This window comes from Pseudomonas sp. NPDC089396 (genome assembly GCF_044749545.1).
Lineage (GTDB): Bacteria > Pseudomonadota > Gammaproteobacteria > Pseudomonadales > Pseudomonadaceae > Aquipseudomonas.
The window spans coordinates 453,206-479,478 of record NZ_JBIVIC010000003.1 but is presented as its reverse complement, the minus strand read 5'-3'; the positions used below and the strand labels follow the sequence as shown (position 1 = coordinate 479,478).

The window sequence follows — 26,273 nt, the reverse complement described above, 5'->3', positions numbered from 1 at the left end:
AGGACCAAGCGTGAATACGCCCAATGCCTTGCAAGTCCAGGCTTTTCACACCACCGATGTCACCGAGCTGGTGCGTGCTACGCCGGGTTGGCAGCAACAGTACCGGCAGATGTCGCCGGGCCACTTCAGCGGCCAGTTGCGCTGCCTGGGGCTCGATGGCGTGGAGGTGTACGAAGAGCGCCTGAACACCCGCGTCGAGCAGTTCTTCCGCGCCCCGAGCGGCGCCCTGGCGTTCTGCTTCGACCGCAGCGAGAACAGCCTCTACCTGCTCAACGAGCAGAGCCGCAATATCTGGATCACGCCGGAGAACTACCAGGAAGTGGCGGTGGTGTTCGACCAGGCCTTCCTGGCCCGCCACGGGCTCGACCCGCAGCGCCTCGAAGGGTTGTTCATGGTGCCGTTGGGCAGTGGTCAGAACGCGCTGTTCGGCAGTTGGCTCAGCGCCACCCTGACGCGCCTGGGTGACGCAGATTGTCCGCTGGAAGGTCAGGCGCTGGCCGAGCAACTGCTCGAAGACTGCCTGTTCATTCTCGACAACGCGTGCCAGCGGCTACAGGGCGGTGCCCTGGGGCGGCGTGGGGTGGAGCGGGGGATCATGCAGCGGGTCAGCGAATGGGCAGCGGACTGCCCGGAGGAAACCCTCAACCTGGTGGAACTGGCGGCGGTTGCCGGCGTTTCCCTGCGCCAGCTACAGGAAGCTTTCAAGGCCTTTACCGGCATGCCGCCGGCGCAGTGGCTGCGCTTACGCCGCTTGAACGGCGCACGGCGCGACCTGCTGCGCGGCGGTGAGCTGACAGTGGCGGAAGTGGCGATGCGCTGGTCGTTCTGGCATTTGGGAAGATTTTCAGAGAGTTACAGGCAATTGTTCAAGGAGTTACCGAGCGAGACGCTCAGGCGCAGCAGGGCCTGAAACCTGCTATCGTGCGTGGCAGTTTCCACCCGAGGTTCCGATGTTCTACCTGCCTTTGCCCAGCGACCAGGCCGACCGCCTCGCCAGCGAACCCACCGACTTCTTCCGCACCGCCAGCCTGTTCGAGGCTGCCGCGGTGTTGTTCGTGCAGAACCTGCCACGGCAACCCGCCAGCGCCTCGGCCGATGCGCAGGAGCGGCGATTCGCCGAAATCGTGCGCATTGCCAATGAAGTCGAAGCGGCCGCCCCGGGCCGTTTCCAAGGCCAGGTTGCGCAGCATTTCGACCGCGAAGCCTTCGCCATGGGGCTTGGCATGCTGGGCGAGAATGGCGTCGGCCTGGTTTCGCCAGAGGTCGATTACCCGGTCGATGAGTTTCAGGACGACGAAGGCCAGTGGAGTTTCCGGTTCGCCGACAGCTACCGCCAGCGCGTGACGCCGCTGCACCCGGTCTATCTGCCGTCCCTGGCCAGCGACCTGCTGCTCAGTGACCAGCAGAACCGCCTGCTGCGCGAGTTCCTTTCCGGCGTTGACGAGTCGGTGGCGGTGCAGGGCTTCGCCGGCACCGGCAAGACCTTTCTGATCGAGCAGTTCGCACGCCTGCTCGATCCGCAACGTACCTTGCTGCTGGCCCTCACCGAAGGCCAGCTGCGGGCGTTGCAGGCACGGGTCAAGGACGCCGCCGCCTACACGGCGATGACCTTCGGCCAGCTGGCCGACGAGATCCTCAACCGTGACCTCACCAGCAACGGCTGGCGCCTGCGCGACCCGTACCGTACCAAGCTGTCATGGCGCCCGCAGGAGGCGCAGGTGGTGAGATGGCTGGCCATTCCCGACATCGGGCCGCTGGCCGCGCGTGACGTGGTGGCCTTGTGCATCAAGGCCGTGCGCAGTTTCTGCCGCAGCGGCGACAGCCAGCTGCAGTTGCATCACCTGCCCTGGGCCGGCCCGGGTACCTCGCCGCTGGATCAGGAAGTGCTGCTGGAGAAAGCCCGGCTGTACTGGCAAGAGTTGATTCGCCCCTCGACCCGCGAGATCCAGCTGCCGGTGCGCGATTACCACCGGGTCAAGCTGTTGTCGCTGACTGCCGAGGTAATCGACAGCCGCTACACCCACGTCATCGTCGACGAAGCCCACGAGCTGTCCGCACCGATGCTTGCCGTGCTCGACCGCAGCCCGCAGTCAGTCATCGCCCTGGGCGATGAGCTGCAGAACCTCAATGGCTTGAGCCCGCACCACGGCAGCTTCATCCGCCAGCGCTACATCGACCACTCGTTGCGCGCCGGGCCGGCCATGGACAACGTGCTCAACCCGCTGATCCAGGCGCACCCATCCGCCATCCAGGCCGCCTTCAGTGGCAGTGCCGAGCATTACACCCGGGTCAGCTTCTTCGACGCGGTGACAGTGCCCGAGCAGCCTACGGCGCTGATCGTCGACGATGAATGGGGGCTGTTCGGCTGGTTCCAGCGCCTGACACACCAAGGCGTGCCGTTCGTACTGTTGAAAAGCGCGCGCAAGGACTTCGAGCTGTTCGTCGAGGACTGCATCGAGCTGTACCGCTACGGCACCCGGGCGCGCCACCCGATGTTGTTCCGCTATCCCAGCTGGCAGGCGTTGGAGCAGGACAAGGGCGACGACAAGGCCTTTGCTGCCGTGGCCGGCATGCTGCGCAAGGGCTACACCCCCGAGCACTTCGCCAAGGCCAAGAGCCGTTATCGCTGGGACAAGGCGCCGAAGCTGTTCCTGGGGCGGGTTCGGGATGTGAAGAACATGGAGTTCGCGCGGGTGATGGTGTCGCCGGAATTGATGGTTGCGCCGACAACGGCGGGCAACCGCAATGAACGGGCGCGGATGTTGGCGGGGTTGTATACCGCGTGTTCGCGGGCGCGGCATGAACTGATCGTGCCGGGGGGGATGCTGGACTGGGTCAAGGACCAGGTCAGGGATTGAGGGGGGCCGCTGTGCGGCCCAATTGCCGGCAAGCCGGCTCCCACAAAGTTCTGCGCAACTTTCAGCCGCTGTGCTGTACCTGTGGGAGCCGGCTTGCCGGCGATTGGGCTGCACCGCAGCCCTAGTTCAGCGAATCAGTTCCGATCCAGCCAAACCGTCTGCGCATTGGTGAACTCACGCACGCCAAAGTGCGACAGCTCCCGCCCGAAACCACTCTTCTTCACGCCACCAAACGCCACACGGGGGTCAGAGGCGCAGTAGCCGTTGATGAACACGCCCCCAGTCTCCAGCGCCGCCGTCATGCGCTCGGCCAGGGCATAGTCGGCGGTGTAGATGGTCGACGCCAGACCGAACTCGCTGTCGTTGGCCAGCTCCACGGCGTGGTCGGCATCGCGGGCGGTGATGATCGCCGCCACCGGCCCGAACAGCTCCTGCTTGAACGCCGTCATTTCCGCGGTCACGTTGGCGAACACGGTCGGTGCATAGAAGTTGCCGACGCCTTCGACCTTGCTGCCACCCAGCAGCAGGGTGGCACCTTCGGCCAGGGTCGCCTGAACCTGGCCATCGAGCTCGTCGCGCAGGTCATAGCGGGCCATCGGGCCGATGTAGGTGTCGTCCTGCAGCGGGTTGCCGATTTTCAGCTGGCGCGTCGCCTCGACGAACTTGCGCGTGAATGCCTCGACGATGCTTTCTTCGACGATCAGACGCTTGGCGGCGGCGCAGACCTGGCCAGTGTTCTGGTAGCGGCCAATCACAGCAGCCTTGACCGCGGCGTCCAGGTCGGCGTCGGCCAGCACGATGAACGGATCGGAACCGCCCAGCTCGAGCACGCACTTCTTCAGCGCGGCACCAGCCTGGGCTCCGATGGCCATGCCGGCGCGCACGCTGCCGGTGAGGGTCACGGCGGCGATACGCGGGTCGTTGATGGCGCGGGTGACGCCCTCGGGCGTCACGTTCAGTACCTCGAACACGCCTTCAGGCACACCTGCGTCCTTGAACAGTTCACCCAGCAGGTAAGCGCTGCCCATCACGTTCGGGGCGTGCTTGAGCACGTAGGTGTTGCCGGCCAGAATCGCTGGCACCGCGCCGCGCAGCACCTGCCAGATCGGGAAGTTCCACGGCATCACGGCCAGGATCGGGCCCAGCGGGCGGTATTCGATACGCGCCTTTTCCACCTGGGTCGGTTCTGCGGCCAGCATGGCTGGGCCGTGCTCGGCGTACCAACGGCACAGGCCGACGCATTTGCTCACTTCACCGCGGGCCTGGCTGATCGGCTTGCCGATTTCGTGGCTGATCATCTGCGCGAAGGCTTCGGCCTTGGCTTCCAGGGTGCTGGCCAGGGCGAGCAGGTATTCGCTGCGCTGACCCAGCGACACTTGGCGCCACTGGCTATAGCCCGCCTTGGCGCGTTGCAGCGCCGCTTCCAGTGCGGCGTCGGTGTCGAAGGGGTAGGCGCCGATCTGTTCGCCGCTGAATGGGTCGACGGAGATGGCGTGGGTCAGGCTGCTGATCGCACTCATGGCGGGGCACTCTTTGTTGTTAATCAGTGACGCCAGACTAGTGGGCTATAGCTTTAATGAAAACTGAATAATAATGAGCGAAACATTCACGTTTGGAGAATGACTGTGGACCTGGTGCAACTGGAGATCTTCAAAGCCGTGGCCGAGCAGGGCAGCATCAGCGCCGCCGCCCAGCACATCCATCGGGTGCCGTCGAACCTGACCACCCGCATCAAGCAGTTGGAAGAAGACCTTGGCGTCGAGCTGTTCATTCGCGAAAAGAGCCGCCTGCGCCTGTCGCCAGCTGGCTGGAATTTCCTCGAATACACCCGGCGGATCCTCGACCTGGTGCACGAAGCACGGCTGACCGTGGCCGGCGAAGATCCGCAGGGCACCTTCGCCCTGGGATCGCTGGAGAGCACGGCGGCGGTGCGCATTCCGGCGCTGTTGGCGGCGTACAATCAGCGTTACCCCAAGGTCGACCTCGACCTGTCCACCGGGCCTTCGGGGACCATGCTCGAAGGCGTGCTGTCCGGACGTCTGGTGGCGGCGTTCGTCGATGGGCCGGTGCTGCACCCGACCCTCGAAGGCATGCCGGTGTTCGAAGAGGAGATGGTGATCATCTCGCCGCTCAACCATGCGCCGGTGAGCCGCGCCCAGGACGTCAATGGCGCGAGCATCTACGCCTTCCGTGCCAATTGCTCGTATCGCCACCACTTCGAGAACTGGTTCGTCCATGACCAGGCGGTGCCAGGCAAGATCCATGAAATGGAGTCGTACCACGGCATGCTCGCCTGCGTCAGCGCCGGCGCGGGCCTGGCCATGTTGCCGCGCAGCATGCTCGACAACATGCCCGGCTGCAGCACGGTCAGCGCCTGGCCGATGTCGGAGGATTTCCGCTACCTCAAGACCTGGCTGGTGTGGCGTCGGGGCACCGTGTCGCGCAGCCTGAGCATGTTCGTGAAACTGCTCGAAGAACGCCGCGCGGCATGAACCTCGCCGCTGGCCGGGCATCCAATGTAGGTGAGCCATCTCCACAAGGAGGAGCTAACCATGCGTACTCATCACTACGCCCTGGGTGCAGCACTGCTGGTCACCTTGGCATTGCCCTGGACCCTCGCCGCCGCCGCGGACCTGAATGCCCCGGTCGACATGCAAGCCGTGCAACTGCAACCGCAGGAGCAGAACGGCATTCGCTACCTGGAAGGCGGCATAGGCCAGGACGAAGCCAATGCCCTGCGCAAGACCCCAGGCTACGACCTTCACGTAGAACTCTCGACCGGGCCCGACGGCAAGTTCCAGAGCGGCGCTTCGGTGGACATCCAGAACGCCCAAGGCAGCTCGTTGCTCAGCCTGCAGGATGCGGGGCCATTGCTATACGTACAGCTGCCACCGGGCCAGTACCGCGTGATCGGGCAGGCTGACGGCACTACGGTGCAGCAGCACGTGACCGTGAACGGCAAGGCACCTGCCACGGTGAACCTCAACTGGCGTTAAGAGGGCAGAGATGGCGCGGAGTACAAATGTACTCCGCGCAGGGAGGAGCACATCGCCATGGGACTGGACGTTCAATTGAAGCAGTTGCAGGAGCAGGGCTACGTGCTGCTGCCCGGTGTGCTCGACCCCCTGCAGGTGGCGTTGCTGCGCTGCGCCATCGATGACCTGCAGCCCATCCACTGGGATTACCAAGGGCTGCTCGAACACTACAAATGTGTCTTCAATCGCCACCCGCTGTGGCTGCCGTTTCTCGACCTGCCCCCGCTGATCGCCCTGGCCGAGGCAGCGCTGGGTAGCGATTGTCACGTGATCGGCCAGACCGCCTGGCGCAGCCACCCCGGCTACCCGGGCATGGGCTTGCACCTGGATCATCTGCCCATGCAACTCCCGGCGTGGATCAGCGAGCGTGATGACTTCGTCCAGCCTATGAACATTCTTACGGCGCAGCTGTACCTCTGCGACATCGACCCCAGCATCGGGCCGACCTGTATCGTGCCCGGCAGCCACCGTGCGGCACGACCGCCGCAAGCTGGCGAGCTGCAATGGCAGGGGCGCGAGGCGCAATCGGTGTTGTGCCAGGCGGGCGATGCGCTGGTGTTTCGCAGTGACGTCTGGCACAGCGCGGGCGCCAACTGCAGCAACACCCGCGAGCGCGACATGCTGCAGGTGCACTACGGGCGGCGCATGGTGGCGCAAAAGTTTTCACCGTACCTGAGCTGGCAGTTCAACCCGCACGTGTTGCAGGCGGCCACGCCCCGGCAGCGCCGTTTGCTGGGTGAACATGAGGAGGCTGAGTACGATTGAAACCCGGCCGCCGAGGGCGAAAAAGAGATTAGCCATTAGTGGCAATTCACTTTCAACTTTCTGATTATCTGAACAATAATCAGAAAGGTATTACATCGTGTGACCAGTTGAATGTACTTGTCACCGAAAAAATCGAGGGGCCCAAGCCCCCGCTTGCCATGTCGACCATCAGGAGAAGTCATCAATGAATACCCGTCTAGCCGCTTCGCTGGCCGCCGCCGTATTGGCATTCACCGCGACCAACCTTGCTCAGGCTGCGCAGGTGTCCGGGGCCATTGGCGCCACCGGCCAGGGGGACATGACCTACCGTATCGGCATGTCCTTCGACTGGGACAAGAAATGGCTGGAAAGCAACACCGGTTACGTCACCGGCTACTGGGATGCGGCCTACACCTATTGGGAAGGGGGTGATTTCAGTGGTGCCCACTCGCTGTCGTTCAGCCCGGTGTTCACCTACGAGTTCAGCGGTTTCACCTACACCCCTTACATCGAGGCCGGTATCGGCCTGGCGGCGTTCTCCAAGACCGATGTGGGCAATCAGCAACTGGGCTCGTCGGTCAACTTCGAAGACCGTATCGGCTTTGGCCTGAAGCTGCCGGGGGAGCAGAAGATCGGCCTGCGTGTCATGCACTACTCCAATGCCGGTATCAACCAGCCGAACGACGGCATCGAGTCGTACTCGCTGTTCTACAGCAAAGGGTTCTGAGTAGCAGGGGGCCGCAGCGCGGCCCCAGCCCTTCAGAAGGTGTAAGACACTCCGGCCTGTACGGTGCGCGGTGCGCCTGGGTAGACGTAGGTATTGAACGCCCCTTCGTCATAGCCTTTGTTGAACAGGTTCTTCACATCCAGGTTCAGCCGCACGTGCTCGTTGACCTTGTAGAAGCTGAGCAGGTCGACCACGCTGTAGCGCTCCATGGTGTAGGTGGTCGCGGCAGTCTGCCCGGCGCGGTCATCGATGTACTTCACCCCAACCCCCAGGCCCAGGCCCTTGGCCAACCCATCCTGGAACTCGTAGGTGTTCAGCAGGCTGAAGCTGTTGCGCGGAATGTTCGCCAGGCGCGTGCCGGTGGGTACCGTGTTGTCCTCGGTCACTTCGGCATCGACGTAGGCATAGCCACCGATCACGCGCCATTCGGGCGTGAGGTTGCCGGCAATGTTGATGTCCAGGCCACGGCTGCGCACTTCGCCCGCGGCAATACTGTAGGTGCCGGTCGGGTCGTTCGGGTCGCGGGTCAGCACGTTCTCCTTGACGATGTGGTAGATCGCCGCGTCGATGCTCAGCTGGCGATCCAGCGCCTGCCATTTCACGCCCAGTTCGTATGACTTGCCTTTCTCCGGGTCGAAGCCACTGCCTTGCAGACTGGCACCGCTGTTGGGCTTGAACGAGCGCGCGGTGTTGGCATAGACCGCCACGCTGTCGGTGAGGTCATAGATCAGGCCAAAGCGTGGGGTCACGCCGTTTTCGCCCTTGCTGAAGTCACCGGCATTGTTGAGCTTGTTGTCGTAGTCATGCTCGTAGCGCTCGAAGCGCACGCCGGCGAGGGCCTTCAGGCGCTCGGTCAAGGCAACCTGATCCTGGACGAAGACGGCCCAGGTCTTGAGGTTCTCCTTGTCGAAGGTGGTGGTACGGGTCAGGGCAGGGCGGGGCTGGCCCAGCACCGGGTCGAAGATGTCGATCGGGTAGGCGCCGCTGCCGGCGGCCGAGCGCTGGATGATTGAGTTGTAGTCGTAGTCTTCGTATTCGATGCCGGTCAGCAGCGTATGGGCGAAGCCGCCGGTGTCGAAGTGGCCGGTGAGGTTGAGCTGATAGTCGCGGTCGGTCCACTCCAGCTTGCGGTAATTGAAGTTGCGCCCCAAGGTGCGGCCGTCCGCCTGCAGGCCATTGGCTTCGACGGCGTTGCCCTTGAGCGAGCCGTCCAGCCACTGCAGGCCGCCGCCGAGTGTCCAGTTGTCGTCGAGGGCGTGCTCGAAGCGCAGTTGCGCCATGTCGTTGTCGTTGTGCAGCAGGTTGTCGCTGCCTTTCTCCCAGATGTAGGTGTCGCGCGAGGCCGTGCCGCGCTGGCCAGGCAGGCGGGTCAGGCCACGGTCCAGGGGGTGGTTGTTGCGCATGAAGTCGCCCTCGAAGACCAGCCTGGTGGCGTCGTTCACCTGCCAGCTGATCACCGGCGCGACGTCGTAGCGTTCGCTCTCGACATCATCGCGGAAGCTCTCGCCACCTTCGCCCAGCACGTTCAGGCGATAGGCCAGCGAACCGTCCTGATTGAGCGGCCCGGTAGCGTCCAGGGTGGCGCGGTGCATGCCCTGGTCATCGAACTGGCTACCCAAGGTCACCTTGGGCTCGGCCAGCGGCTGTTTGCTGACTACATTGAAGGTCCCGCCAGGGTCGCCACGGCCATACAGGCTGGTGGCGGGGCCGCGAATCACTTCCAGGCGCTCGACGGTATTGGCGTCGGGCGCATTGGGGTAGCCGCGGTTGATCGGGAAGCCGTTACGGTAGAACTCGCCGGTGGTGAAGCCGCGCACGGTGAACGTGGTCAGGCCCTGGCCACCGAAGTTGTTGGCGCGACCGACGCCGCCGGCGTAGTCCAGGCCATCCTGCAGGCGCGTGGCGCCGATGTCTTCGAGCACATCCTTGGGCACCACGCTGATCGACTGCGGGGTTTCATGCAGGGCGGTGTCGGTACGCGTGGCGCTGGCCGAGCGGGTGGCCCGATAGCCCTCGACCGGGCCATCGGCGCGCTCGCTGTCGGCGCTGCTGGTGATGTTCAGGGCCTGCAGCTCGATGCTTGCAGGGTCGCTGGCAGGTGCAGGCTCGGCAAGGGCCAGGGGGGAGATGGCTTGAAGCACACAAAGCGAAACGAACGTGCGACGCATCGACGGTACGATCCTGAAGTAGGGCGCTGAGAGGGGTGGGGACGCGCCGCGAAACTACTACGAATCATTATCAAATGCATTATATTTAAGTGGTACTGGTGTACCACATACCATAGTCGTCGCCGCCCGGGCCTTTCCGCGTGCAAGCCTGCACCTGCACGAGAAAGGTGGGCGCCGATGAGCTGCTAAAACTTATTGCGCCCCCTTGATCGCCAGCACGTTGCACAGCGGATGCTCCAGCACATGGGCCGTGGTGCCGCCGAGGAACGTCTGCATGGCATCGTGCCGGTGGCTGCCCATCACGATCACATCCATCCGGCTGTGGCTGACGAACTGGGCGATCGCCCGTGTCGCGGCGCCTTCGAGGAAATGCCGGCGGTCGAGCGCGATCTGATGATGGTCGCCGAGCCGGTTGAACGCCGCGCGCTGGCCGCTGCGCACGCTGGCATCGAAGCCAGGCATGGTCACCGTGCCGGCGCCGAAATCGGCGATGTGGGTCTTGCTCGCATCGCACACATGCAGCAAGTGCAGTTCGGCGTTGCACTGCAGGGCCAGGGCATGGGCGCAGTGGATCACCTGCTCGTCCAGGTGTTCGCCGGCGCCATGGCTATTGAGGTCGACCGCCGCGGCGATCTGCCGGGGCAGCGGCAGGCGGATGTCGCTGACCAGGTGCACCGCCACCGGGCTGTTCTTGAGCAGTTGCCAGTCCAGTGGGGTCACCAGCAGGCGCTTGAGCACGGGTTCGTGCTGCACGTCCTTGACCAGCAGGTCGCAGCCCACTTGTTCCATGCGTTCGAGGACGCTGCCCAGCGGGTCGCGGGTCAGCAGCAGCTCGGTGGACACATCGAGCCCGGCATTGCCCAGTTGCTCGGCCTGGTCGATCAGCCACTGGCGGTTGTCGGTGAGCAGGCGCTCGCGCTCATGACCGTCGCCCATCAAGCCAAAGGTGTCGACGTCGTCGACGAATACGTTGATATCCAGCAGTGCACCGTTGGACTCCGCCAATGCCGCTGCACGTTGCAGGGCTGGCGTGTGGCGCATCTGCGGGCCGAGCATGACGAACAAACGCTTGAACTGGCTCATCGCACACCTCCTCGTGTGGGCAGCCCCCCGGTTCATGCCTCGTGGTCTGTTCAGTCTAGACCCAGCTGCGGCTGGCACGCAGGCGTTGGCCACTCGGGTATGATGCGAGCCCCAACTTCTACCTCGAGGTCCCGCCCCATGTCCCTGAATGCCGAACAGATCGCCGAATACCGCGCCTTCGCCGAGCAGTTGGCCGATGCCGCTGCAGCAGCGATCCAGCCGTACTTTCGCGCCAGCCTGGACGTCGAGGACAAGGGCGGGCGCTTGTACGACCCGGTGACCGTGGCTGACAAGGCGGCCGAAGACGCCATGCGCGCGCTGATCCAGGCGCGCTACCCCGAGCACGGCATTCTCGGTGAAGAGGCGGGCGTGGCAGTGGGCAGCAGCCCGCTGACCTGGGTGCTCGACCCTATCGACGGCACCCGTGCGTTCATCACCGGCCTGCCGTTGTGGGGCACGCTGATTGCGCTGAACGATGGCACGCGCCCGGTGCTTGGGGTGATGAACCAGCCGTTCACCGGTGAGCGCTTCGTGGGTACGCCCGAAGGCGCCTGGCGCAGTGGCACGCCGCTGAAAACCCGGGCCTGTGCGGACCTGGCGTCGGCCACCTTGATGTGCACCACGCCGGACATGTTCGACACGGCCGAGCGCAAGTCGGCCTTCGAAGCCGTGGCTGGCAAGGCGCGGCTGATGCGTTACGGTGGCGACTGCTACGCCTATTGCATGCTGGCTTCGGGCTTCGTCGATGTGATCGTCGAGGCGAGTCTGCAGCCCTATGACGTGCAGGCGTTGATGCCGATCATCGAAGGGGCGGGCGGGGTGATGACTGCCTGGGATGGCAGCTCGGCGCAGGAGGGTGGGTGCGTGGTGGCCTGTGGCGATCCGGCGCTGCATGCACAGATGGTGGAGATGTTGCGTCACGCCATGTAGGTGCAGGGGCTGTACCGGCCTCATCGCCGGCAAGCCGGCTCCCACAGGGTAAACACTGACCTGAAGGTGGGTGGTGTACCTGTGGGAGCCGGCTTGCCGGCGATGAGGCCATGACAGGCAGACATCGCACTTTTTCCCATTTCCGGGCTCTATGTCTTGGCCAGGCCACGCCGATCCCCGCGCGGCCGCCGATTTCGTCCCGGTGCCGATGGTTGCAAGCAAACCCGAATTCTTCCCCCGCCTGCTGTTGGCAGGCGCCCTGATCTGCCTGGGCGCCTGTACCCAGCAACAAGGCCATGACATCGTCAGCCAGTTCGGCAACGGCAAGCCCAGCGAGCTGTTCCAGACCAGCGTCGATCGCCTGGCCACGCTGTCGATGCGCGACAACCTGCAGAGCCTGTACCTGCTGATGAACAAGCTGTACCTGCGCAACCCCAACCAGTGGAAGATGTCCGGCTACCTCGATGCCGCCACCGCCGAGCGACAGATTCGCATCGCCATCGAACAGCGCCAGCCCTTGGCGCAGCTGGGCGACCGCCGCGACCTGGCTGCCCTGAGCTATGCCCTGAGCCCGGAGTTTCGCGGTGACCGGGTCGGCGCCTTCATCTACGCCATCGGCAGCATGCTGATCACCGCGCACGGCGGGCGTACCGATTTCTACATGACCGATACCATCGACCCGCTGTTCGTCAACAACGCCGCGCGCAACATCGAGAAGGCGACCTGGATGCTCAGCCAGCGCCAGGATGTCAACGGCGTGCTGCTGTTGTTTTCCAACGAAATCTCCGAAGAGGGCAGCAACCTGAGCTTTGCCGTCGAGTTCGGCAAGATCGTGGCACGCCTGGATCTGCTCGCCGAGCTACTGGATGAACGCTACCGGCGGATCGGGCTCAACTATGCCCAGAGCCTGTTGCTGATGAACTTCCTGCCGGTGCAGTGACGGGGGTCAGGCGCTGGCGTGCAACAGGGTGTGAGGTTGTGCTTCCGGGCCCCATCGCCACAAATTGCAAAACCGTTCGATTATCGCGCAACCCAACCCACGCCCCTGTCCGCTATCCGCCCACCCAATCCACAGGTCGCATTGCCCAACCCCCACCTTTTGCTTAGTGTATCGTTCAATGACCGTGACCGACCGCGACCACAGGCCCCCGAGCCTGTAGGAAGCGGCGCCCAGAACAATAACGACACCGAGTGCCTTGCCTATGGAAAGCCGCCTGCTGAGCGAGCGCAGTAGCGTGTTCCATCACGCCGACCCGTATGCCGTGTCCGACTACGTCAACCGGCACGTCGGCCAGCACTGCATCGGCTTGTCACGCACCACCCATCCTCAAGCCAGCCTCAGCCACCGCAAGTTCGCCGACCTCGACCTGTGCCGCATCAGCTACGGCGGCAGTGTGCGCGTCACCTCACCGGCACTGGAAACCATCTTCCACCTGCAGGTGCTGCTCAACGGCAACTGCCTGTGGCGCGGCCACCAGCGCGAGCACCACCTGGTGCCTGGCGAGCTGTTGCTGATCAACCCGGACGACCCGGTCGACCTGACCTACTCGGACGACTGCGAGAAGTTCATCCTCAAGGTGCCCACCCGGCTGCTCGACTCGATCTGCGAAGAACAACGCTGGCAACGGCCGGAGGGCGGGGTGCGGTTCTTGCGCAACCATTATCGACTGGACGAGCTGGACGGTTTCGTCAACCTGCTGGGCATGGTCTGCCATGAGGCCGAGGTCAGCGATTCGCTGCCGCGCGTGCAGGGGCACTACAGCGAGATCGTGGCAAGCAAGCTATTGACCTTGATGAGCACCAATATCCGGCGCGAGCACCTGGGCAACCCTGGGGCGGGGCTGGAGCGGATACTTGATTATGTCGATCGCAACCTGAAGCTGGAGCTGGCGGCCGAGACGTTGGCGGAGCAGGCGTGCATGAGTGTGCGGTCGTTGTATGCGCTGTTCGACCGGCAACTGGGCACCACGCCCAAGCAGTACGTGCGCCAGCGCAAGCTGGAACGGGTGCATGCGTGTCTTAGGGATGGCAGTTGCACGGTGCGCAGCGTGACCGAGTTGGCCATGGATTATGGCTTCATGCACCTGGGGCGGTTTTCGGAGATCTATCGGCAGCGGTTTGGCGAGCTGCCTTCGGAGACCTTCAGGCAGCGGCGCTGACTGTACCGGCCTCATCGCCGGCAAGCCGGCTCCCACATTATCAGCGGCGCTGCCGTACCTGTGGGAGCCGGCTTGCCGGCGATGAGGCCGGTAGCATCACAACGGATAGTGCTTCAACTCCCGCGCAATCAGCATCCGCTGAATCTCGCTGGACCCTTCATAGATCTGGGTAATCCGCGCATCCCGATAATGCCGCTCCACCGGGTAATCCTCCAGGTAGCCATACCCCCCATGCACCTGGATCGCCATCGAGCAGACCCGCTCAGCCATCTCCGAGGCGAACAGCTTCGCCTGTGAAGCCTCCGACAAGCACGGCTTGCCAGCCGTGCGCAGGCGCGCGGCGTGCAGAATCAGTAGCCGCGCGGCATTGACCTGAACCTGCATGTCGGCCAGCAGGTTGGCGATGCTCTGGTGCTCGTTGATCGGCTTGCCGAACTGCACCCGCTCACGCGAGTACACCAGCGCCGCCTCGAACGCCGCACGGGCAATCCCCAGCGCCTGGGCACCAATGCCGATACGCCCACCTTCGAGGTTGGACAGGGCAATGGCCAGGCCCTTGCCGCGCGCGCCCAGCAGGTTGGCGGCAGGGATACGGCAGTTGTCGAAGGTCACGGCGCAGGTGTCGGAGGCGCGAATGCCCATCTTGTGTTCGCTGCGGTCGACCTTGAAGCCTGGGTTGTCGGTCGGCACCAGGAAGGCCGACAGGCCTTTCTTGCCCAGGTCCGGGTCGGTCACCGCAAAGACGATCGCCAAGCCCGCACGGCGGGCGTTGCTGACGAACTGCTTGGCGCCGTTGATCACCCATTCACCGTCAACCAGTTCGGCCCGGGTACGCAGGTTGTGCGCCTCGGAGCCAGCCTGCGGCTCGGTCAGGCAGAAGCAGCCGATCACCTCGCCACTGGCCAGCCGTGGCAGCCACGTCTGCTGTTGCTCAGGCGTGCCGTAGGCCAGCAGCGGGCCGCAGCCCACCGAGTTGTGGATGCTCATCATCGCCCCGGTAGCGCCGCAGCCAGCGGCGATTTCCTCGACGGCCAGGGCATAGGCGACGTAGTCGGTGTAGCTGCCACCGAACTCCTCCGGCACCACCATGCCCAGCAGGCCCAGTTCGCCCATCTTGCGCACCACGCCGTCGTCGATCCAGCCAGCCTTTTCCCACGCCTGGGCGTGCGGGGCGATCTCGCCACGGGCGAAGTCCCGGGCCATGTCGCGGATCATGATCTGCTCTTCGCTCAGTTCCAGGTCTTGCATTGCTGTACTCCCGGGCTCACAGGCCTTCGAAGAATTGCTCGACCCGCTGGCGTTGCAGGCCGTCCAAGGTTGGCGGGTTCCAGCGCGGCTGCTTGTCCTTGTCGATGATCAGGGCGCGCACGCCCTCGATGATGTCGCCGTACTGGAACCACTGGCGGTCCAGGTGCAGCTCCAGGGCGAAGCAGTCGTCCAGCGACAGGTGACGGCCACGGCGCAGCATTTCCAGAGTAACCGCCATCGCCAGGGGCGAGCGGCTTTCCAGCTGGTCGGCGGTGGCCAGGGCCCATAGATGACTGTCGCCGATGCTGACGGCACGCAGTTGTTCGATGATCGCCGCCGGGTCGGGCAGGGCGAAGAAGTGGTCGATGGCCGGGCGCAGCTTCTCCAGCGGCGCGTCGTCCAGGGTCTGGCTGCCGAGCTTGGCCAGCAGGTTCTGCAGGTCCTTGAGCGGGTGCTCGGTGAAGGTCAGGCGGTCCAGGCCTTCATCCAGGGCCGCGAGCTTGTCGCTGGTCAGGTACCAGTCGGCAAGCCCGCAGTACAGCGCGTCGGCGGCCTGGATCTGGGCACCGCTGACGCCCAGGTAGGTGCCCAGCTCGCCCGGAATGCGCGACAGGAAGTAGCTGCCGCCGACATCCGGGAAGTAGCCGATGCCGACCTCGGGCATCCCTAAGCGGCTGCGCTCGGTGACGATACGCAGGTCGCAGCCCTGGGCCAGGCCCATGCCGCCACCGAGGGTGAAACCGTCCATCAGCACCAGCACCGGCTTGCGGTAGCGGTGGATCAGCAGGTCGAGGGCGTATTCCTCGACGAAGAAGTCTTCATGCAGCGTGTCGCCGGCCTTGTAGCTGTCGTACAGCGAGCGGATATCGCCACCGGCGCAGAAGCCCTTGGGGCCTTCGCCGCGCAGCACCACGGCCAGCACCTGCGGGTCTTCGGCCCAGGCGTCGAACTGCTGGCGCAGGCTGCGCACCATGTCGAGGGTCAAGGCATTGAGGCCGGTGGGGCGGTTGAGGGTGAGGTGGCCAATCTGGTTGCGGACCTCGGCCAGTACATGAGCCGTTGCCGAGGTATGAGCGTGCGCGGTCATCGCGTTCTCCCTGCTTTGTTATTGATTTTCCAAGTGAAGTTTGGAGGGCGCTGGAGTATCGCGAGATCGTGGCATGCGAATTTGCCGTCCACAATCGGCAAAAATGCAGGGGTGGCCTGCATTTTTGCCTTATATGCATGAGGGCGAGGTTTTCGGCGCTGTCATGATCGAGCGCCGCTCGCGCGGCGCATCGCGGATGAATCCGCTCCTACAAAACTTGTTGAAACGTACCATGGCCAATCAGACATAGGCACGTTGCAACCAATGTAGGAGCGGATTTATCTGCGATGCGCCGCGCGGGCGGCGCTCGATCTCAACCGCCCCGCCGAACCTCAGGCGGTCGCCAGTCCTGCAGGCACGTGCTCACGGCGAATGCTCGCCAAGGGGATAGCCACCAGCATCAACGTCAGCACCACGGTAACGCCAATACCCCAGGCCGCCAGACTGAACCCGCCCAGCGAGATCAACCCACCGGAAATCGCCGGCCCTACCGCCAGCCCCAGGCTCAGGAAGCTACTGGCAGCCGCCACCACACGCCCTTCGCGGTCCAGCGCCGCCGCCAGCCCGGTCAGGTAGCTCAGGGCATAGAAGTAGGTGATGCAGATGGTCATCACGCCAATGGTGTACATGGTCTTGGAGTGCTCGCCCAGCACGTAGCACAGGCTGGTCGCGCCGGTCAGCAGAATGGCCAGGATCACCGGAGTGCTCAGGCCGAAGCGCTTGCCGATCATCGCCGCCAGCAGCGGACCGATCAGGCCGACGAACGACTGGAACGACAGCAACACGCCCAGTTCGTCACCGTTGTAGCCGACCAGGGTGCCGATGCGTTCGACGAACGCCCAGCCCATGGTGTCGCGGGCCTGGAACACGAACATCGCCAGCATCATGCAGATGGCCGGCAGGCTCAGCAGCACATTGCCAGGGCCTTTGTGCGTCGCCACCGTCGCTTCGAGCACCGGTGCACGCTGCTCCATCACCGGGATCGCCAGCAGCATGACCGCCATGGTCGCGGCCATGGCGTTGTACAGCCCGGCCAGGCCGTACAGCGCCATGACCTTGGCGTAGCCGAGCATGACCACGATCATCAGCAGCACCGAGAGGATGTTCATGTGCCCGGCGATACGGTCGGGCTGCTTGGCGCTGGCCACGCAGGCGTTGCCGCACGCCAGCGCCAGGCCCGCGCCGACCCCGGCCACGCAGCGCACGGCGCCCAGGGCATAAAGGTCGGTCATGTGCGCACTGACCAGGTTGGCAGCGATCGCCAGCAGGGTGCCGCCCAGCGCCAGGGTGCGGCGCGGGGCGCGGCCCATGAGGGGTGCTACCAGCAGGGAGGCGAGCATGGTGAAGATGAATTCGGCCGACATCAGCAGCCCGGCCTGGGCTTCGTTGAGCTTGAGGTCATTGATGATCGCGCTGATCAGGAACGGTAGCGCCCAAAGGCCGAGCAGGCCCACACCATAAGCGGAGGCGGCGGCGGAGAACACCAGGCTCCAGCTTTCGGGCAAGGCATTGCGTATTGTTGTTTTCATCGGGGTAATCCCTGGTTGGCATGCACAGCGTTACTAAAAAGCGCGCCAGTATGGCGCGCTCGTGGGAAAAAAACTTACTGCTGCAGACTTTCGTCGACAGGCGTACCGTCGTCGTACTGCGACAGCCAAGTGACCATGGCGTCGCGGTAACGGGTGAAGCCCTTGTAGTCGACCAGTTCCTGGTCCAGGTCGCGGATCACCCGGTGCATGCGCTTGGCCCACTGCGGCGCGGCCTCGGCCAGCTCCTTGAGGCTCACCAGGTAGGTGCGCACCGGGAACAGCACGGCGTTGCTGCGCGGCAGGCGGTGCAGCGGTTGCAGTTCGATGCGCAGGTTGACCAGCTCGCCTGCGTTTTCCGCGGTCACGGTGGTGCGGTCCGGGGCCCAGTCCGGCAGGGTCTCGGCCGAGGTTTCCAGGCGCGGGTTGACGGTGATCGACCAGTTGGTGCGGCGCACCGGGTGGCCTGGGCGCAGGCGCAGCAGGAACTTCAAGGCGCGCTGCAGGATGCCCATCTCGTGCAGTTTCGGCACCGGGCCGTGGAACTCCATGAAGCTCATGCCCAGGTTGAAGCGCAGCGAATAGTCGGCGCGCTGGGTGGCCATGCCGGCGCCCATCACCAAGGTCTCGTCACGCTCTTCGAGGAGGATGAATTCGCCCTGGGCCTGGCGGGTGATGTATTCCATCGGCTCCATCGGCAGGGTGCTGGCGTCGCCGAAGGTGAAGGTCTGGTCGATCTGCAGCGGGCGGTTGATCCAGTGCCACTGGCTGCCGTTCTTCTCCAGGGTGAAGTGCTCGGGGAAGTCCCGCGAGTAGGACTCCATCAGCAGCTCCAGCAAGTCCCACTGCGCTTCCATCATGTGCGGCAGCGCGGCGTAGTGCACGCCCGGCTGGCTGTCGAGGGTCTGCGCGCGGTGGTGGCACTCGGAGATGTAGTGCTCGTCGATGTCGAACTGGGCGCGCAGGGCGCCGACCCCGAACGGCACATGCGGCTCGACGTTCATCGAGTACATGTACTGGTCTTCCGGGTAGGGGAAGGGCAGGCGCAGGATGGCGTCGCGGCTGTTGCTGTAGGAGTAGTCGTCGGAATAGGTTTCGATCGGCTTGAACACGGTCATGGTTTCTTGTTCTCGTCTCAGAGGTCTACGACCAGGCGGCTGCAGGAGGCCCGGGATACGCACGGCATGAATTTGCGTTGGCTCAGCTTGTCTTCGTCGCTCAGCCAGTCGTCGCGGTGATCCAGCTCACCGTCGAGGTCCAGCACTTCGGTCTCGCAGTAACCGCAGGCACCGCCACGGCACAGGTAGGGCACCTTGTAGCCAGCCTGTTCGGCGGCTTCGAGCAGCGACTGGTCCGGCGGCACGTCGATGGTCACGCCCTGGCGGGCCAGGGTGACGCTGAACGGCTGGCCGGTGGAGCCTTGCTCGGTGAAGCGCTCGAAGTGGATGTGGCTGTCGGTCCAGCCCAGGGCGTGGGCGCTGTCGACGGTGTCGTCGATCATGCTGTCCGGGCCGCAGACGTAGACGTGGCTGCCCAGCGGACGCTCGGCGAGGATGCCGCGGATGTCCATGCGCTCATCCTGGCCTTGCACATAAAGGTGCACACGGGCGCCATAGCGGGCTTGCAGTTCCAGGCCCAGCGCGGTGTGCTCCGGGCCGCGCACGGCCAGGTGCAGCTCGAAGCTGGCCTGCTTGGTGTGCAGTTCTTCCATCTGCGAGTAAACCGGGGTGATCCCCACGCCACCGGCGATGAACACGTGCTGGCGGGCATGCTTGGCCAGCGGGAACAGGTTGGCCGGCTGCAGAATCTGCAGCAGCGCACCTTCTGTCACGGCTTCATGCAGGTGGCGCGAGCCGCCGCGGCCGTCTTCGACTCGGCGCACGGCGATCTGGTAGGCGCTGGAATCGTAGGGCGAGCCCATCAGCGAATAGGCGTTGCGGTGGGTCTTGTCACCGTCCTGCATCACCACGACCACATGGCTGCCGCCAGAAAACGCCGGCAGGTGCTTGCCGTCCGGATCGACGAACGTGAAGCGCTTGATCTCCGGGGTGAGCGTCTCGATGCGGGTGACCCGCACGCTGAGGGTTCCGTTGTGGGTGTTCATGTGTCGAGCTCCTCGGCAGCTGGCATTTCGCCCGGGACTTCACCGTCGGCCTTGATGCCCTGGAAGGCAGCCAGGCGGCGGGAGTAGTGGTCGCGTACCACGAGGTCCAGCTTGCAGCCGGGGCAGGTGAAGACGCGGTGGGTGACGTTCTCGGTGTAGGTGTCGCAGTGGGCGCACCAGACGCGGCGTACCAGGGTGCCGCTGTGTTCGCGCAGCACTTCGTCACGGTTCAGGTCCACCGCGTTGGCGGCCTGCATGGTGGTGCCGATGAAGCTTTCCGAACCGCTCAGGTACAGGCGGGTGCCCATGTGCGCGCTTTCCAGCAGGCGGCGCAGGCCGTCGATCAGCGCCTGGTTGCTGTCGAACACCTGCAGGTCGCCCACCTGGGCCTGGCGCAGTTCTGCCAGGTGGTTGTGCCCGGAAAACGACTCGGTGGAGTAGAGCAGGGTGCTGGCCTGGCGCTGGCCGGGGGTCATGTCGCCGATCAGGCGCAGCATGGCCGCGCCGCCGCTGCCCTGGCCGGCGACCAGGTGGCGCAGGCCACCTGTCATCGGTTGCAGGCGGTCATAGACCGGGCGGCTCTTGATGCCGGTGATAAGCATGGGTGTCACACCTCGTTCAGGTCATGGCAGGGCGCACGGTCAGCGCTTAAAGCCATATTACCTATTGTGTTATATGTTTTATGACGAAAGCGAAAGCTGTTTCAGTGCTTGAACATCACGTGGCGCACGCAGGTGTAGTCTTCCAGCCCGTACATGGACATGTCCTTGCCGTAGCCGGACTGCTTCATCCCGCCATGGGGCATTTCGCTGACCAGCATGAAGTGCGTGTTGACCCAGGTGCAGCCGTACTGCAGGCGCGCGGCCAGGCGGTTGGCGCGGCCGACGTCACCGGTCCAGACCGACGAGGCGAGGCCGTAGTCGGAGTCGTTGGCAAAGGCCAGGGCCTGGGCTTCGTCGCTGAACGGGGTGACGCTGACCACCGGGCCGAAGACTTCGCGCTGGACGATCTCATCGTCCTGGCGGGCATCGGCCAGCACGGTCGGCTCGAAGAAGTAGCCGGGGCCCGGTACACGGTTGCCGCCGGTGATGACGCGAATGTGCGGCTGCGCCTTGGCGCGCTCGACAAAGCCTGCCACGCGCTCCAGGTGGTCGCGGGTGATCAGCGGGCCCAGCTCGGTTTGCGGGTCGTCCTGCAGGCCATGGCGAATGCTGCCGACCGCTTCGCCAAGCTTCTGCACGAAAGTCTCGTAGACGCCTTGCTGCACATACAGGCGGCAGGCGGCAGTGCAGTCCTGGCCGGCGTTGTAGAAGCCGAAGGCGCGGATGCCTTCGACCGCGGCGTCGATGTCGGCGTCGTCGAAGATCAGCACCGGGGCCTTGCCGCCCAGTTCCATGTGGGTGCGCTTCACGCTGCTGGCGGTATTGGCGACGATGCGCGCGCCGGTGGCCACGGAGCCGGTCAGCGATACCAGGCGCACTTTCGGGTGGGTCACCAGCGGCTCGCCCACGCTCGGGCCTTTGCCGAAGAGGATGTTGACCACCCCGGCCGGGAACAGCTCGTTGATGATCTCGGCCAGCTTCAGTGCGGTCAGCGGGGTCTGCTCGGAAGGCTTGAGCACCACGCAGTTACCGGCGGCCAGGGCAGGGGCGAGCTTCCAGGCGACCATCATCAGCGGGTAGTTCCACGGCGCGATGGAGGCGATCACGCCCAGCGGGTCGCGGCGAATCATCGAGGTGTGGCCGGGCAGGTACTCGCCACCGGCCGAGCCGTTCATGCAGCGGCTGGCACCGGCAAAAAAGCGGAACACGTCGGCAACGGCCGGAATTTCGTCGTTGAGAGCTGCCTGGTAAGGCTTGCCGCAGTTCTGCGACTCCAGGTAGGCAAACACCTCGGCCTGCGCTTCGATCCGGTCGGCAAGCTTGAGCAGCAGGGCGGCGCGGTCCTTGGGCGGGGTTTGCGACCAGGCATCGAACGCCTGATCGGCCGCCTGCACAGCGGCATCCACCTGTGCGCTGCTGGCTTCGTTGATTGTGACCATGACTTCACCCAGGGAGGGGTTGTACACAGCATGGCTGGCGCCGTCACCTGCGATCAGCTGGCCGTTGATCAGTAGTTTCGTTTGCATGGCGGTTCCCTTGAGGGGTTTTATCGTTGTGGTAAACCGTAAACATATGAAAACATATCTTAATGTTTGAAGTTTGCCAACTCCCCTGGTGATAATAGGTCGTGCGCCGCATTCAAGCGGTTGCAGCGGCGTTGCAGCGACCGTATCAGCCACCGCCCATTCGCTATAAGATACGGAACTGAACGTTTAACCCGTTGCCCCAGGGCCTGGTCGAACACACTGAATAGGGAGAGTCAATGAGTGCCCTGAATACTGCCCGCAGCACCGCGTTCATTCGCCTGCGCCAGGAAGGCCGTACCGACGAAGTGGCGCGGCGGCTGGTGGAGGCCATCGAGCTGGGGCTGTTCACCGAAGGCCAGCAACTGCCCAGCGAAAGCGAACTGGCGCTGCAGTTGGGGGTGGCCACCGTGACCTTGCGCGAAGCGTTGGTGGTCCTGCGCCAGCGCGGGCTGATCGAAACCCGTCGCGGGCGCAACGGCGGCAGCTTCGTCTGCGCGCCGGTGGAACTGCCCGAGCCGCTGTTGCTGAGCCGCCTGCGCGAAATGAGCGGCCCCGACCTGCGCGACCTGGGCGATGAGCAGATGGCGATTTCCGGCACCGCCGCGCGCCTGGCCGCCCAGCGCAGCTCCCGCGAGCAACAGGCGCGCATCGCCCAGCACATCGAGTCGCTGAAGCAGGCCACCACCCGCCTGGCCCGGCACCGCGCCGATGCGCGGTTCCATATCGAGGTGGCGGCAGCGGCCCAGTCGTTGCGCCTGACCCATGCCGAGATGCGCCTGCAGTCGGAAGTCGGCGAGTTGCTGTGGATGGAAGCCGCCGGCGGCGGCGAAGTCAGCGTGATCGAACATGAACACCGGGCGATTCTCGACGCCCTGGTCAACGGTGACGCGGTGCTCGCCGGCGCGCTGGCCGAGGCCCATGTCAGCCGCGGCATAAAGCGCCTGATGGCGCTGCGTCTGGAGTTGCTGGCCGGTAACGAAAGCCCGGCCTGATCCCTTGACCACAACACCCTACAAGAATAACTGCGTGAGGAAATGCCATGTCTACCGCGATCGATAGCGACCCAATGCTGTTGTGTGCCCAGCAGCTCAACAGCACGGTGGGTACCGTCTTTGGCCAGGTGCGGCAGTTGGTGGATGTGGCGGTCGAGCAGTGGACGCGGGTGCTCGCCGAAGGGCGCCAGCCGGCCTCCAAGGACCTGGCCTTGCTGCGCCCGGCCATCGACGAGCAGCTGCTGGCCACCGGCGCGTTCGGTTGCGGGGGCGGAGTGATCGTCGAGCCCGGCTGCCTGGCGGACCGCGAAATGCACCTTGAATGGTGGTACCTGGCCGATGGCGGCAAGACCCTGCCGCTGCGCCCGAACTTCGACCGGCGCCGGGAAAACTTCTACGACTACACCAACATGCCCTGGTACGCGCGCCCGCGCGACTCGCGCAACAGCAGCGTCGAAGGGCCCTACGTGGACCTCTACGGCACCAACATGTACGTGCTGACGTTCACCATGCCGATCCTCGTCGAGGGGCAATTCATTGGTGTCGCGGGGCTCGACCTGTCGCTGCACAACCTGGAGAAGATGCTGGTGTGCAGCCTCATGCGTCTTGAGCACGAGGCCGTATTGATCAGTGCCGATGGACGCATCATCGCCGCCAACACCGCCAACTGGATGGTCGGCGACCTGGCGCCCAAACTGCTCGATCCCACCCCGCTTGGCGGCGTGCGCCTGGTCCTGGAAGAGCCCGAGGCCGGCTGGTCGCTGATTCGCTTGCCATCCCCTCGGCGCTGAAAATGGCGCGATCGTTAACCTGAGCGTAACGATCGCGCACCCGGCTTGATTGATCGGGTCGGCAAGCCCGTCCTACTGTGCCTCCACGACAGCGAACCCGTGGAGTCACAAATGACCATAACGAAGAATCCACCGCCGCAATGGTCCAGGCGGCGCGCCGAGAAGCAGCGCCGCCTGGAACGCGTCCGCCACCTCGCCGACGGCGTGGTGCTACCGACCGAGCGCATCGTCGAAGCCCTGGAACTGCTGATCGCCCCCGGCGACCGGGTGGTGCTCGAAGGCAACAACCAGAAGCAGGCCGACTTCCTCTCACGTTCCCTGGCCAAGGCCGACCCCGAGCGCCTGCACGACCTGCACATGATCATGCCCAGCGTCAGCCGCGCCGAGCACCTGGACCTGTTCGAGCGTGGCATCGCGCGCAAACTCGACTTCTCATTCGCCGGCCCGCAGAGCCTGCGCATCGGCCAGTTGCTGGAAGACGGCCTGCTCGAAGTCGGCGCCATTCATACCTATATCGAGCTGTACTCGCGTCTGCTGGTCGACTTGATCCCCAATGTCACCCTGGTCGCCGGCTTCATGGCCGACCGCGAAGGCAACCTGTACACCGGCCCCAGCACCGAAGACACCCCGGCGCTGGTGGAGCCGGCCGCGTTCAGCGACGGCCTGGTGATTGCCCAGGTCAACCAGCTGGTGGACCGGGTCGACGACCTGCCACGGGTCGATATCCCGGCCTCGTGGGTGGATTTCGTGGTGGTCGCCGACCAGCCGTTCTACATCGAGCCGCTGTTCACCCGCGACCCGCGCCACATCAAGCCCGTGCACGTGCTGATGGCGATGATGGCGATCCGCGGCATCTACGAAAAACACCAGGTGCAGTCGCTCAACCATGGCATCGGCTTCAACACCGCTGCCATCGAGCTGATCCTGCCGACCTACGGCGAATCGCTGGGCCTGAAAGGCAAGATCTGCCGCAACTGGACCCTCAACCCGCACCCGACGCTGATTCCGGCCATCGAGACCGGCTGGGTCGAAAGCGTGCACTGCTTCGGCACCGAGCTGGGCATGGAAGACTACATCGCCCAGCGCCCGGACGTGTTCTTCACCGGCCGCGACGGCTCGATGCGCTCCAACCGCATGATGTGCCAGCTGGCCGGGCAGTACGCGGTCGACCTGTTCATCGGCGCCACCTTGCAGGTCGATGGCGATGGCCATTCCTCCACCGTCACCCGTGGCCGCCTGGCCGGTTTCGGCGGGGCCCCGAACATGGGCCACGACCCGCGCGGCCGCCGCCATGCGACCCCGGCCTGGCTGGACATGACCGTGCCCGACACGATGCTCGAACGCGGCCGCAAGCTGGTGGTGCAGATGGTCGAGACCTACCAGGAAGGCGGCAAGCCCACCTTCGTCGAGACGCTCGACGCGGTCGAGGTGGCGAAGAAGGCCGGCATGCCGCTGGCGCCGGTGATGATCTACGGCGACGACGTCACCCACCTGCTCACCGAAGAGGGCATCGCCTACCTGTACAAGGCACGCAGCCTGGAAGAGCGCCAGCAGATGATCGCCGCCGTGGCCGGCGTCACCGCCATCGGCCTGCGGCACGATCCCAAGGACACCCTGCGCCTGCGCCAGCAAGGCCTGGTGGCCTTGCCTGAAGACCTGGGCATCCGCCGCACCGACGCCAGCCGCGAATTGCTTGCCGCGCGCAGCATCGCCGACCTGGTCGAGTGGTCCGGCGGCCTCTACAACCCGCCCGCACGGTTCAGGAGCTGGTAATGAAAGCCCTCAACCTGCAACCGCTCACCCCCCCTCATCAACCCATCCCCCTCCCTGTGGGAGCCGGCTTGCCGGCGATAGGGCCAGCAAAAACAACCACAATCCCCTTGGTCGATCACCTGGCCGACCTAGCCGTCGAATCCCTGATCGACGAAGCCGAACTCTCCCCCAAACCCGGCCTGGTCGATCGCCGCAGCAGCGGCGCCCACAGCGACATGACCCTGGCCCTGATGCACGCTTCGGCCCTGTCCCTGTGGCCCTGCCTGCGCCAGATGGCCGAAGCCGCCGAGCAGCATGGCCAGATCGGCGCCCCCCTGCGCGCCGCCTTGGGCCGCATCGGTCGCGACGGCGAGGCGGTAATGCTGACCACCACCGGCGGCGTCAACACCCACCGCGGCGCCATCTGGGCCCTGGGCCTGCTGGTGGCAGCCCGCGCCCTGGACCCCCGCGCCGATGCCGCCACGGTGGCAGCCCGCGCCGGCCGTATCGCCCTGATCGATGACCCGCAAGCCATTGCCCCCGACAGCCACGGCAACCAGGTACGCCGTCGTTACGGCGCCAGCGGTGCCCGCGAACAGGCCCAGCAAGGCTTCCCGGCGGTCATCGAACACGGCCTGCCGCAACTGCGCCGCAGCCGCGCCGCCGGTGCCAGCGAAAACCACGCCCGGCTCGATGCCCTGCTGGCGATCATGGCCGCCCTGAGCGACACCTGCGTGCTCTGGCGCGCCGGCCCGCAAGGCCTGCAAGCGCTGCAGCAGGGCGCCCGCGCCGTACTCGCCGCCGGCGGTTGCGCCAGCCTTGACGGTCGCCGCCAGCTGCGCCTGCTCGACACCCAGTTGCTGCACATGAATGCCTCGCCAGGGGGCGCCGCCGATTTGCTGGCCGCCTGCCTGTTCCTCGACAAGACCGGGAGCCTGTGA

The 26,273-nt window shown here is 64.9% G+C and carries 23 protein-coding genes; 13 read left to right on the top strand and 10 right to left on the bottom strand.

Features of this window, described 5'->3' with window-relative positions; translation table 11 throughout:
* Positions 1-10: 10 nt before the first annotated feature.
* Together ACIPZB_RS08130 and ACIPZB_RS08125 are read left to right on the top strand one after the other, a co-directional pair.
* The gene (locus ACIPZB_RS08130; RefSeq protein WP_400639735.1) at positions 11-910 is read left to right on the top strand and encodes a helix-turn-helix domain-containing protein; all 900 of its coding nucleotides are present in this window, start codon (positions 11-13) and stop codon (positions 908-910) included.
* A gap of 40 nt (positions 911-950) precedes the next feature.
* Complete coding sequence (locus ACIPZB_RS08125) at positions 951-2,858, top strand: hypothetical protein (protein WP_400639734.1); 1,908 nt, start codon at positions 951-953, stop codon at positions 2,856-2,858.
* Between the two features lie 134 nt (positions 2,859-2,992).
* Here the strand turns inward: ACIPZB_RS08125 and ACIPZB_RS08120 are convergent, their stop codons facing one another.
* On the bottom strand, positions 2,993-4,378 hold the full coding sequence (locus ACIPZB_RS08120; RefSeq protein WP_400639733.1) for an aldehyde dehydrogenase family protein: 1,386 nt from the start codon (positions 4,376-4,378) through the stop codon (positions 2,993-2,995).
* A 105-nt stretch (positions 4,379-4,483) separates the two neighbouring features.
* On the opposite strand from ACIPZB_RS08120, the gene ACIPZB_RS08115 reads away from it, so the two are divergent.
* The 4 genes from ACIPZB_RS08115 to ACIPZB_RS08100 all read left to right on the top strand — a co-directional run bounded on the left by ACIPZB_RS08115 (position 4,484) and on the right by ACIPZB_RS08100 (position 7,364).
* Complete coding sequence (locus ACIPZB_RS08115) at positions 4,484-5,350, top strand: LysR family transcriptional regulator (protein WP_400639770.1); 867 nt, start codon at positions 4,484-4,486, stop codon at positions 5,348-5,350.
* A gap of 60 nt (positions 5,351-5,410) precedes the next feature.
* Entirely contained in the window at positions 5,411-5,854 is a 444-nt protein-coding gene (locus tag ACIPZB_RS08110; protein ID WP_400639732.1) for a carboxypeptidase regulatory-like domain-containing protein, read from the top strand.
* 57 nt (positions 5,855-5,911) lie between these two features.
* The gene (locus ACIPZB_RS08105; RefSeq protein WP_400639730.1) at positions 5,912-6,658 is read left to right on the top strand and encodes a phytanoyl-CoA dioxygenase family protein; all 747 of its coding nucleotides are present in this window, start codon (positions 5,912-5,914) and stop codon (positions 6,656-6,658) included.
* Between the two features lie 184 nt (positions 6,659-6,842).
* On the top strand, positions 6,843-7,364 hold the full coding sequence (locus ACIPZB_RS08100) for an acyloxyacyl hydrolase (protein ID WP_400639729.1): 522 nt from the start codon (positions 6,843-6,845) through the stop codon (positions 7,362-7,364).
* A gap of 32 nt (positions 7,365-7,396) precedes the next feature.
* Here ACIPZB_RS08100 and ACIPZB_RS08095 read toward each other — a convergent pair whose 3' ends face one another.
* Both ACIPZB_RS08095 and ACIPZB_RS08090 read right to left on the bottom strand, forming a co-directional pair.
* Positions 7,397-9,532 (bottom strand): TonB-dependent siderophore receptor, encoded by a 2,136-nt coding sequence (locus ACIPZB_RS08095; RefSeq protein ID WP_400639728.1) that lies wholly within the window; start codon positions 9,530-9,532, stop codon positions 7,397-7,399.
* A gap of 192 nt (positions 9,533-9,724) precedes the next feature.
* Complete coding sequence (locus tag ACIPZB_RS08090) at positions 9,725-10,615, bottom strand: universal stress protein (RefSeq protein WP_400639727.1); 891 nt, start codon at positions 10,613-10,615, stop codon at positions 9,725-9,727.
* Between the two features lie 138 nt (positions 10,616-10,753).
* On the opposite strand from ACIPZB_RS08090, the gene hisN reads away from it, so the two are divergent.
* The 3 genes from hisN (at position 10,754) to ACIPZB_RS08075 (ending at position 13,704) form a co-directional block, all read left to right on the top strand.
* Complete coding sequence (gene hisN / locus ACIPZB_RS08085) at positions 10,754-11,545, top strand: histidinol-phosphatase (protein WP_008090730.1); 792 nt, start codon at positions 10,754-10,756, stop codon at positions 11,543-11,545.
* A gap of 208 nt (positions 11,546-11,753) precedes the next feature.
* Positions 11,754-12,485 (top strand): hypothetical protein, encoded by a 732-nt coding sequence (locus ACIPZB_RS08080; RefSeq protein WP_400639726.1) that lies wholly within the window; start codon positions 11,754-11,756, stop codon positions 12,483-12,485.
* Positions 12,486-12,747: 262 nt separating this feature from the next.
* The gene (locus tag ACIPZB_RS08075) at positions 12,748-13,704 is read left to right on the top strand and encodes an AraC family transcriptional regulator (RefSeq protein WP_400639724.1); all 957 of its coding nucleotides are present in this window, start codon (positions 12,748-12,750) and stop codon (positions 13,702-13,704) included.
* A gap of 96 nt (positions 13,705-13,800) precedes the next feature.
* Here ACIPZB_RS08075 and ACIPZB_RS08070 read toward each other — a convergent pair whose 3' ends face one another.
* The 7 genes from ACIPZB_RS08070 to ACIPZB_RS08040 form a co-directional block, all read right to left on the bottom strand.
* A complete protein-coding gene (locus ACIPZB_RS08070; RefSeq protein WP_400639723.1) occupies positions 13,801-14,952 on the bottom strand; it encodes an acyl-CoA dehydrogenase family protein in 1,152 nt (383 codons plus the stop codon).
* Between the two features lie 16 nt (positions 14,953-14,968).
* Complete coding sequence (locus tag ACIPZB_RS08065) at positions 14,969-16,039, bottom strand: enoyl-CoA hydratase/isomerase family protein (protein WP_400639722.1); 1,071 nt, start codon at positions 16,037-16,039, stop codon at positions 14,969-14,971.
* 332 nt (positions 16,040-16,371) lie between these two features.
* Entirely contained in the window at positions 16,372-17,568 is a 1,197-nt protein-coding gene (locus tag ACIPZB_RS08060) for an MFS transporter (protein WP_400639721.1), read from the bottom strand.
* 74 nt (positions 17,569-17,642) lie between these two features.
* Complete coding sequence (locus ACIPZB_RS08055) at positions 17,643-18,683, bottom strand: DUF3445 domain-containing protein (RefSeq protein ID WP_008091737.1); 1,041 nt, start codon at positions 18,681-18,683, stop codon at positions 17,643-17,645.
* 17 nt (positions 18,684-18,700) lie between these two features.
* On the bottom strand, positions 18,701-19,669 hold the full coding sequence (locus ACIPZB_RS08050; protein WP_008091738.1) for a PDR/VanB family oxidoreductase: 969 nt from the start codon (positions 19,667-19,669) through the stop codon (positions 18,701-18,703).
* A complete protein-coding gene (locus ACIPZB_RS08045; protein ID WP_400639720.1) occupies positions 19,666-20,271 on the bottom strand; it encodes a dimethylamine monooxygenase subunit DmmA family protein in 606 nt (201 codons plus the stop codon). The genes ACIPZB_RS08050 and ACIPZB_RS08045 overlap by 4 nt, the downstream gene beginning before the upstream one ends.
* A 101-nt stretch (positions 20,272-20,372) precedes the next feature.
* Positions 20,373-21,797 carry a gamma-aminobutyraldehyde dehydrogenase gene (locus ACIPZB_RS08040; RefSeq protein WP_400639719.1) on the bottom strand — a complete coding sequence of 475 codons (1,425 nt, stop codon included), beginning with the start codon at positions 21,795-21,797 and terminating at the stop codon, positions 20,373-20,375.
* 236 nt (positions 21,798-22,033) lie between these two features.
* Between ACIPZB_RS08040 and ACIPZB_RS08035 the strand changes: the two genes are divergently transcribed.
* The 4 genes from ACIPZB_RS08035 (at position 22,034) to ACIPZB_RS08020 (ending at position 26,273) form a co-directional block, all read left to right on the top strand.
* Entirely contained in the window at positions 22,034-22,789 is a 756-nt protein-coding gene (locus ACIPZB_RS08035) for a FadR/GntR family transcriptional regulator (protein ID WP_400639718.1), read from the top strand.
* Positions 22,790-22,836: 47 nt separating this feature from the next.
* Positions 22,837-23,580 carry a cache domain-containing protein gene (locus ACIPZB_RS08030; RefSeq protein WP_400639717.1) on the top strand — a complete coding sequence of 248 codons (744 nt, stop codon included), beginning with the start codon at positions 22,837-22,839 and terminating at the stop codon, positions 23,578-23,580.
* 111 nt (positions 23,581-23,691) lie between these two features.
* Positions 23,692-25,353, top strand: coding sequence for a malonate decarboxylase subunit alpha (mdcA, locus tag ACIPZB_RS08025; RefSeq protein WP_400639715.1), 1,662 nt, complete (start codon positions 23,692-23,694; stop codon positions 25,351-25,353).
* Positions 25,353-26,273 (top strand): triphosphoribosyl-dephospho-CoA synthase, encoded by a 921-nt coding sequence (locus ACIPZB_RS08020; protein WP_400639713.1) that lies wholly within the window; start codon positions 25,353-25,355, stop codon positions 26,271-26,273. The genes mdcA and ACIPZB_RS08020 overlap by 1 nt, the downstream gene beginning before the upstream one ends.

Excerpts from the sequence above, each read along its gene's own strand:
- ACIPZB_RS08020 (WP_400639713.1), top strand. The coding sequence starts at position 25,353 with ATGAAAGCCCTCAACCTGCAACCGCTCACCCCCCCTCATCAACCCATC.
- ACIPZB_RS08030 (WP_400639717.1), top strand. The coding sequence starts at position 22,837 with ATGTCTACCGCGATCGATAGCGACCCAATGCTGTTGTGTGCCCAGCAG.
- ACIPZB_RS08080 (WP_400639726.1), top strand. The coding sequence starts at position 11,754 with ATGGTTGCAAGCAAACCCGAATTCTTCCCCCGCCTGCTGTTGGCAGGC.
- ACIPZB_RS08065 (WP_400639722.1), bottom strand. The coding sequence starts at position 16,039 with ATGACCGCGCACGCTCATACCTCGGCAACGGCTCATGTACTGGCCGAG.
- ACIPZB_RS08095 (WP_400639728.1), bottom strand. The coding sequence starts at position 9,532 with ATGCGTCGCACGTTCGTTTCGCTTTGTGTGCTTCAAGCCATCTCCCCC.
- ACIPZB_RS08055 (WP_008091737.1), bottom strand. The coding sequence starts at position 18,683 with ATGACCGTGTTCAAGCCGATCGAAACCTATTCCGACGACTACTCCTAC.
- hisN (WP_008090730.1), top strand. The coding sequence starts at position 10,754 with ATGTCCCTGAATGCCGAACAGATCGCCGAATACCGCGCCTTCGCCGAG.
- ACIPZB_RS08070 (WP_400639723.1), bottom strand. The coding sequence starts at position 14,952 with ATGCAAGACCTGGAACTGAGCGAAGAGCAGATCATGATCCGCGACATG.
- ACIPZB_RS08060 (WP_400639721.1), bottom strand. The coding sequence starts at position 17,568 with ATGAAAACAACAATACGCAATGCCTTGCCCGAAAGCTGGAGCCTGGTG.
- ACIPZB_RS08100 (WP_400639729.1), top strand. The coding sequence starts at position 6,843 with ATGAATACCCGTCTAGCCGCTTCGCTGGCCGCCGCCGTATTGGCATTC.
- ACIPZB_RS08110 (WP_400639732.1), top strand. The coding sequence starts at position 5,411 with ATGCGTACTCATCACTACGCCCTGGGTGCAGCACTGCTGGTCACCTTG.
- ACIPZB_RS08050 (WP_008091738.1), bottom strand. The coding sequence starts at position 19,669 with ATGAACACCCACAACGGAACCCTCAGCGTGCGGGTCACCCGCATCGAG.
- mdcA (WP_400639715.1), top strand. The coding sequence starts at position 23,692 with ATGACCATAACGAAGAATCCACCGCCGCAATGGTCCAGGCGGCGCGCC.
- ACIPZB_RS08090 (WP_400639727.1), bottom strand. The coding sequence starts at position 10,615 with ATGAGCCAGTTCAAGCGTTTGTTCGTCATGCTCGGCCCGCAGATGCGC.
- ACIPZB_RS08035 (WP_400639718.1), top strand. The coding sequence starts at position 22,034 with ATGAGTGCCCTGAATACTGCCCGCAGCACCGCGTTCATTCGCCTGCGC.
- ACIPZB_RS08105 (WP_400639730.1), top strand. The coding sequence starts at position 5,912 with ATGGGACTGGACGTTCAATTGAAGCAGTTGCAGGAGCAGGGCTACGTG.
- ACIPZB_RS08040 (WP_400639719.1), bottom strand. The coding sequence starts at position 21,797 with ATGCAAACGAAACTACTGATCAACGGCCAGCTGATCGCAGGTGACGGC.
- ACIPZB_RS08120 (WP_400639733.1), bottom strand. The coding sequence starts at position 4,378 with ATGAGTGCGATCAGCAGCCTGACCCACGCCATCTCCGTCGACCCATTC.
- ACIPZB_RS08045 (WP_400639720.1), bottom strand. The coding sequence starts at position 20,271 with ATGCTTATCACCGGCATCAAGAGCCGCCCGGTCTATGACCGCCTGCAA.
- ACIPZB_RS08075 (WP_400639724.1), top strand. The coding sequence starts at position 12,748 with ATGGAAAGCCGCCTGCTGAGCGAGCGCAGTAGCGTGTTCCATCACGCC.
- ACIPZB_RS08125 (WP_400639734.1), top strand. The coding sequence starts at position 951 with ATGTTCTACCTGCCTTTGCCCAGCGACCAGGCCGACCGCCTCGCCAGC.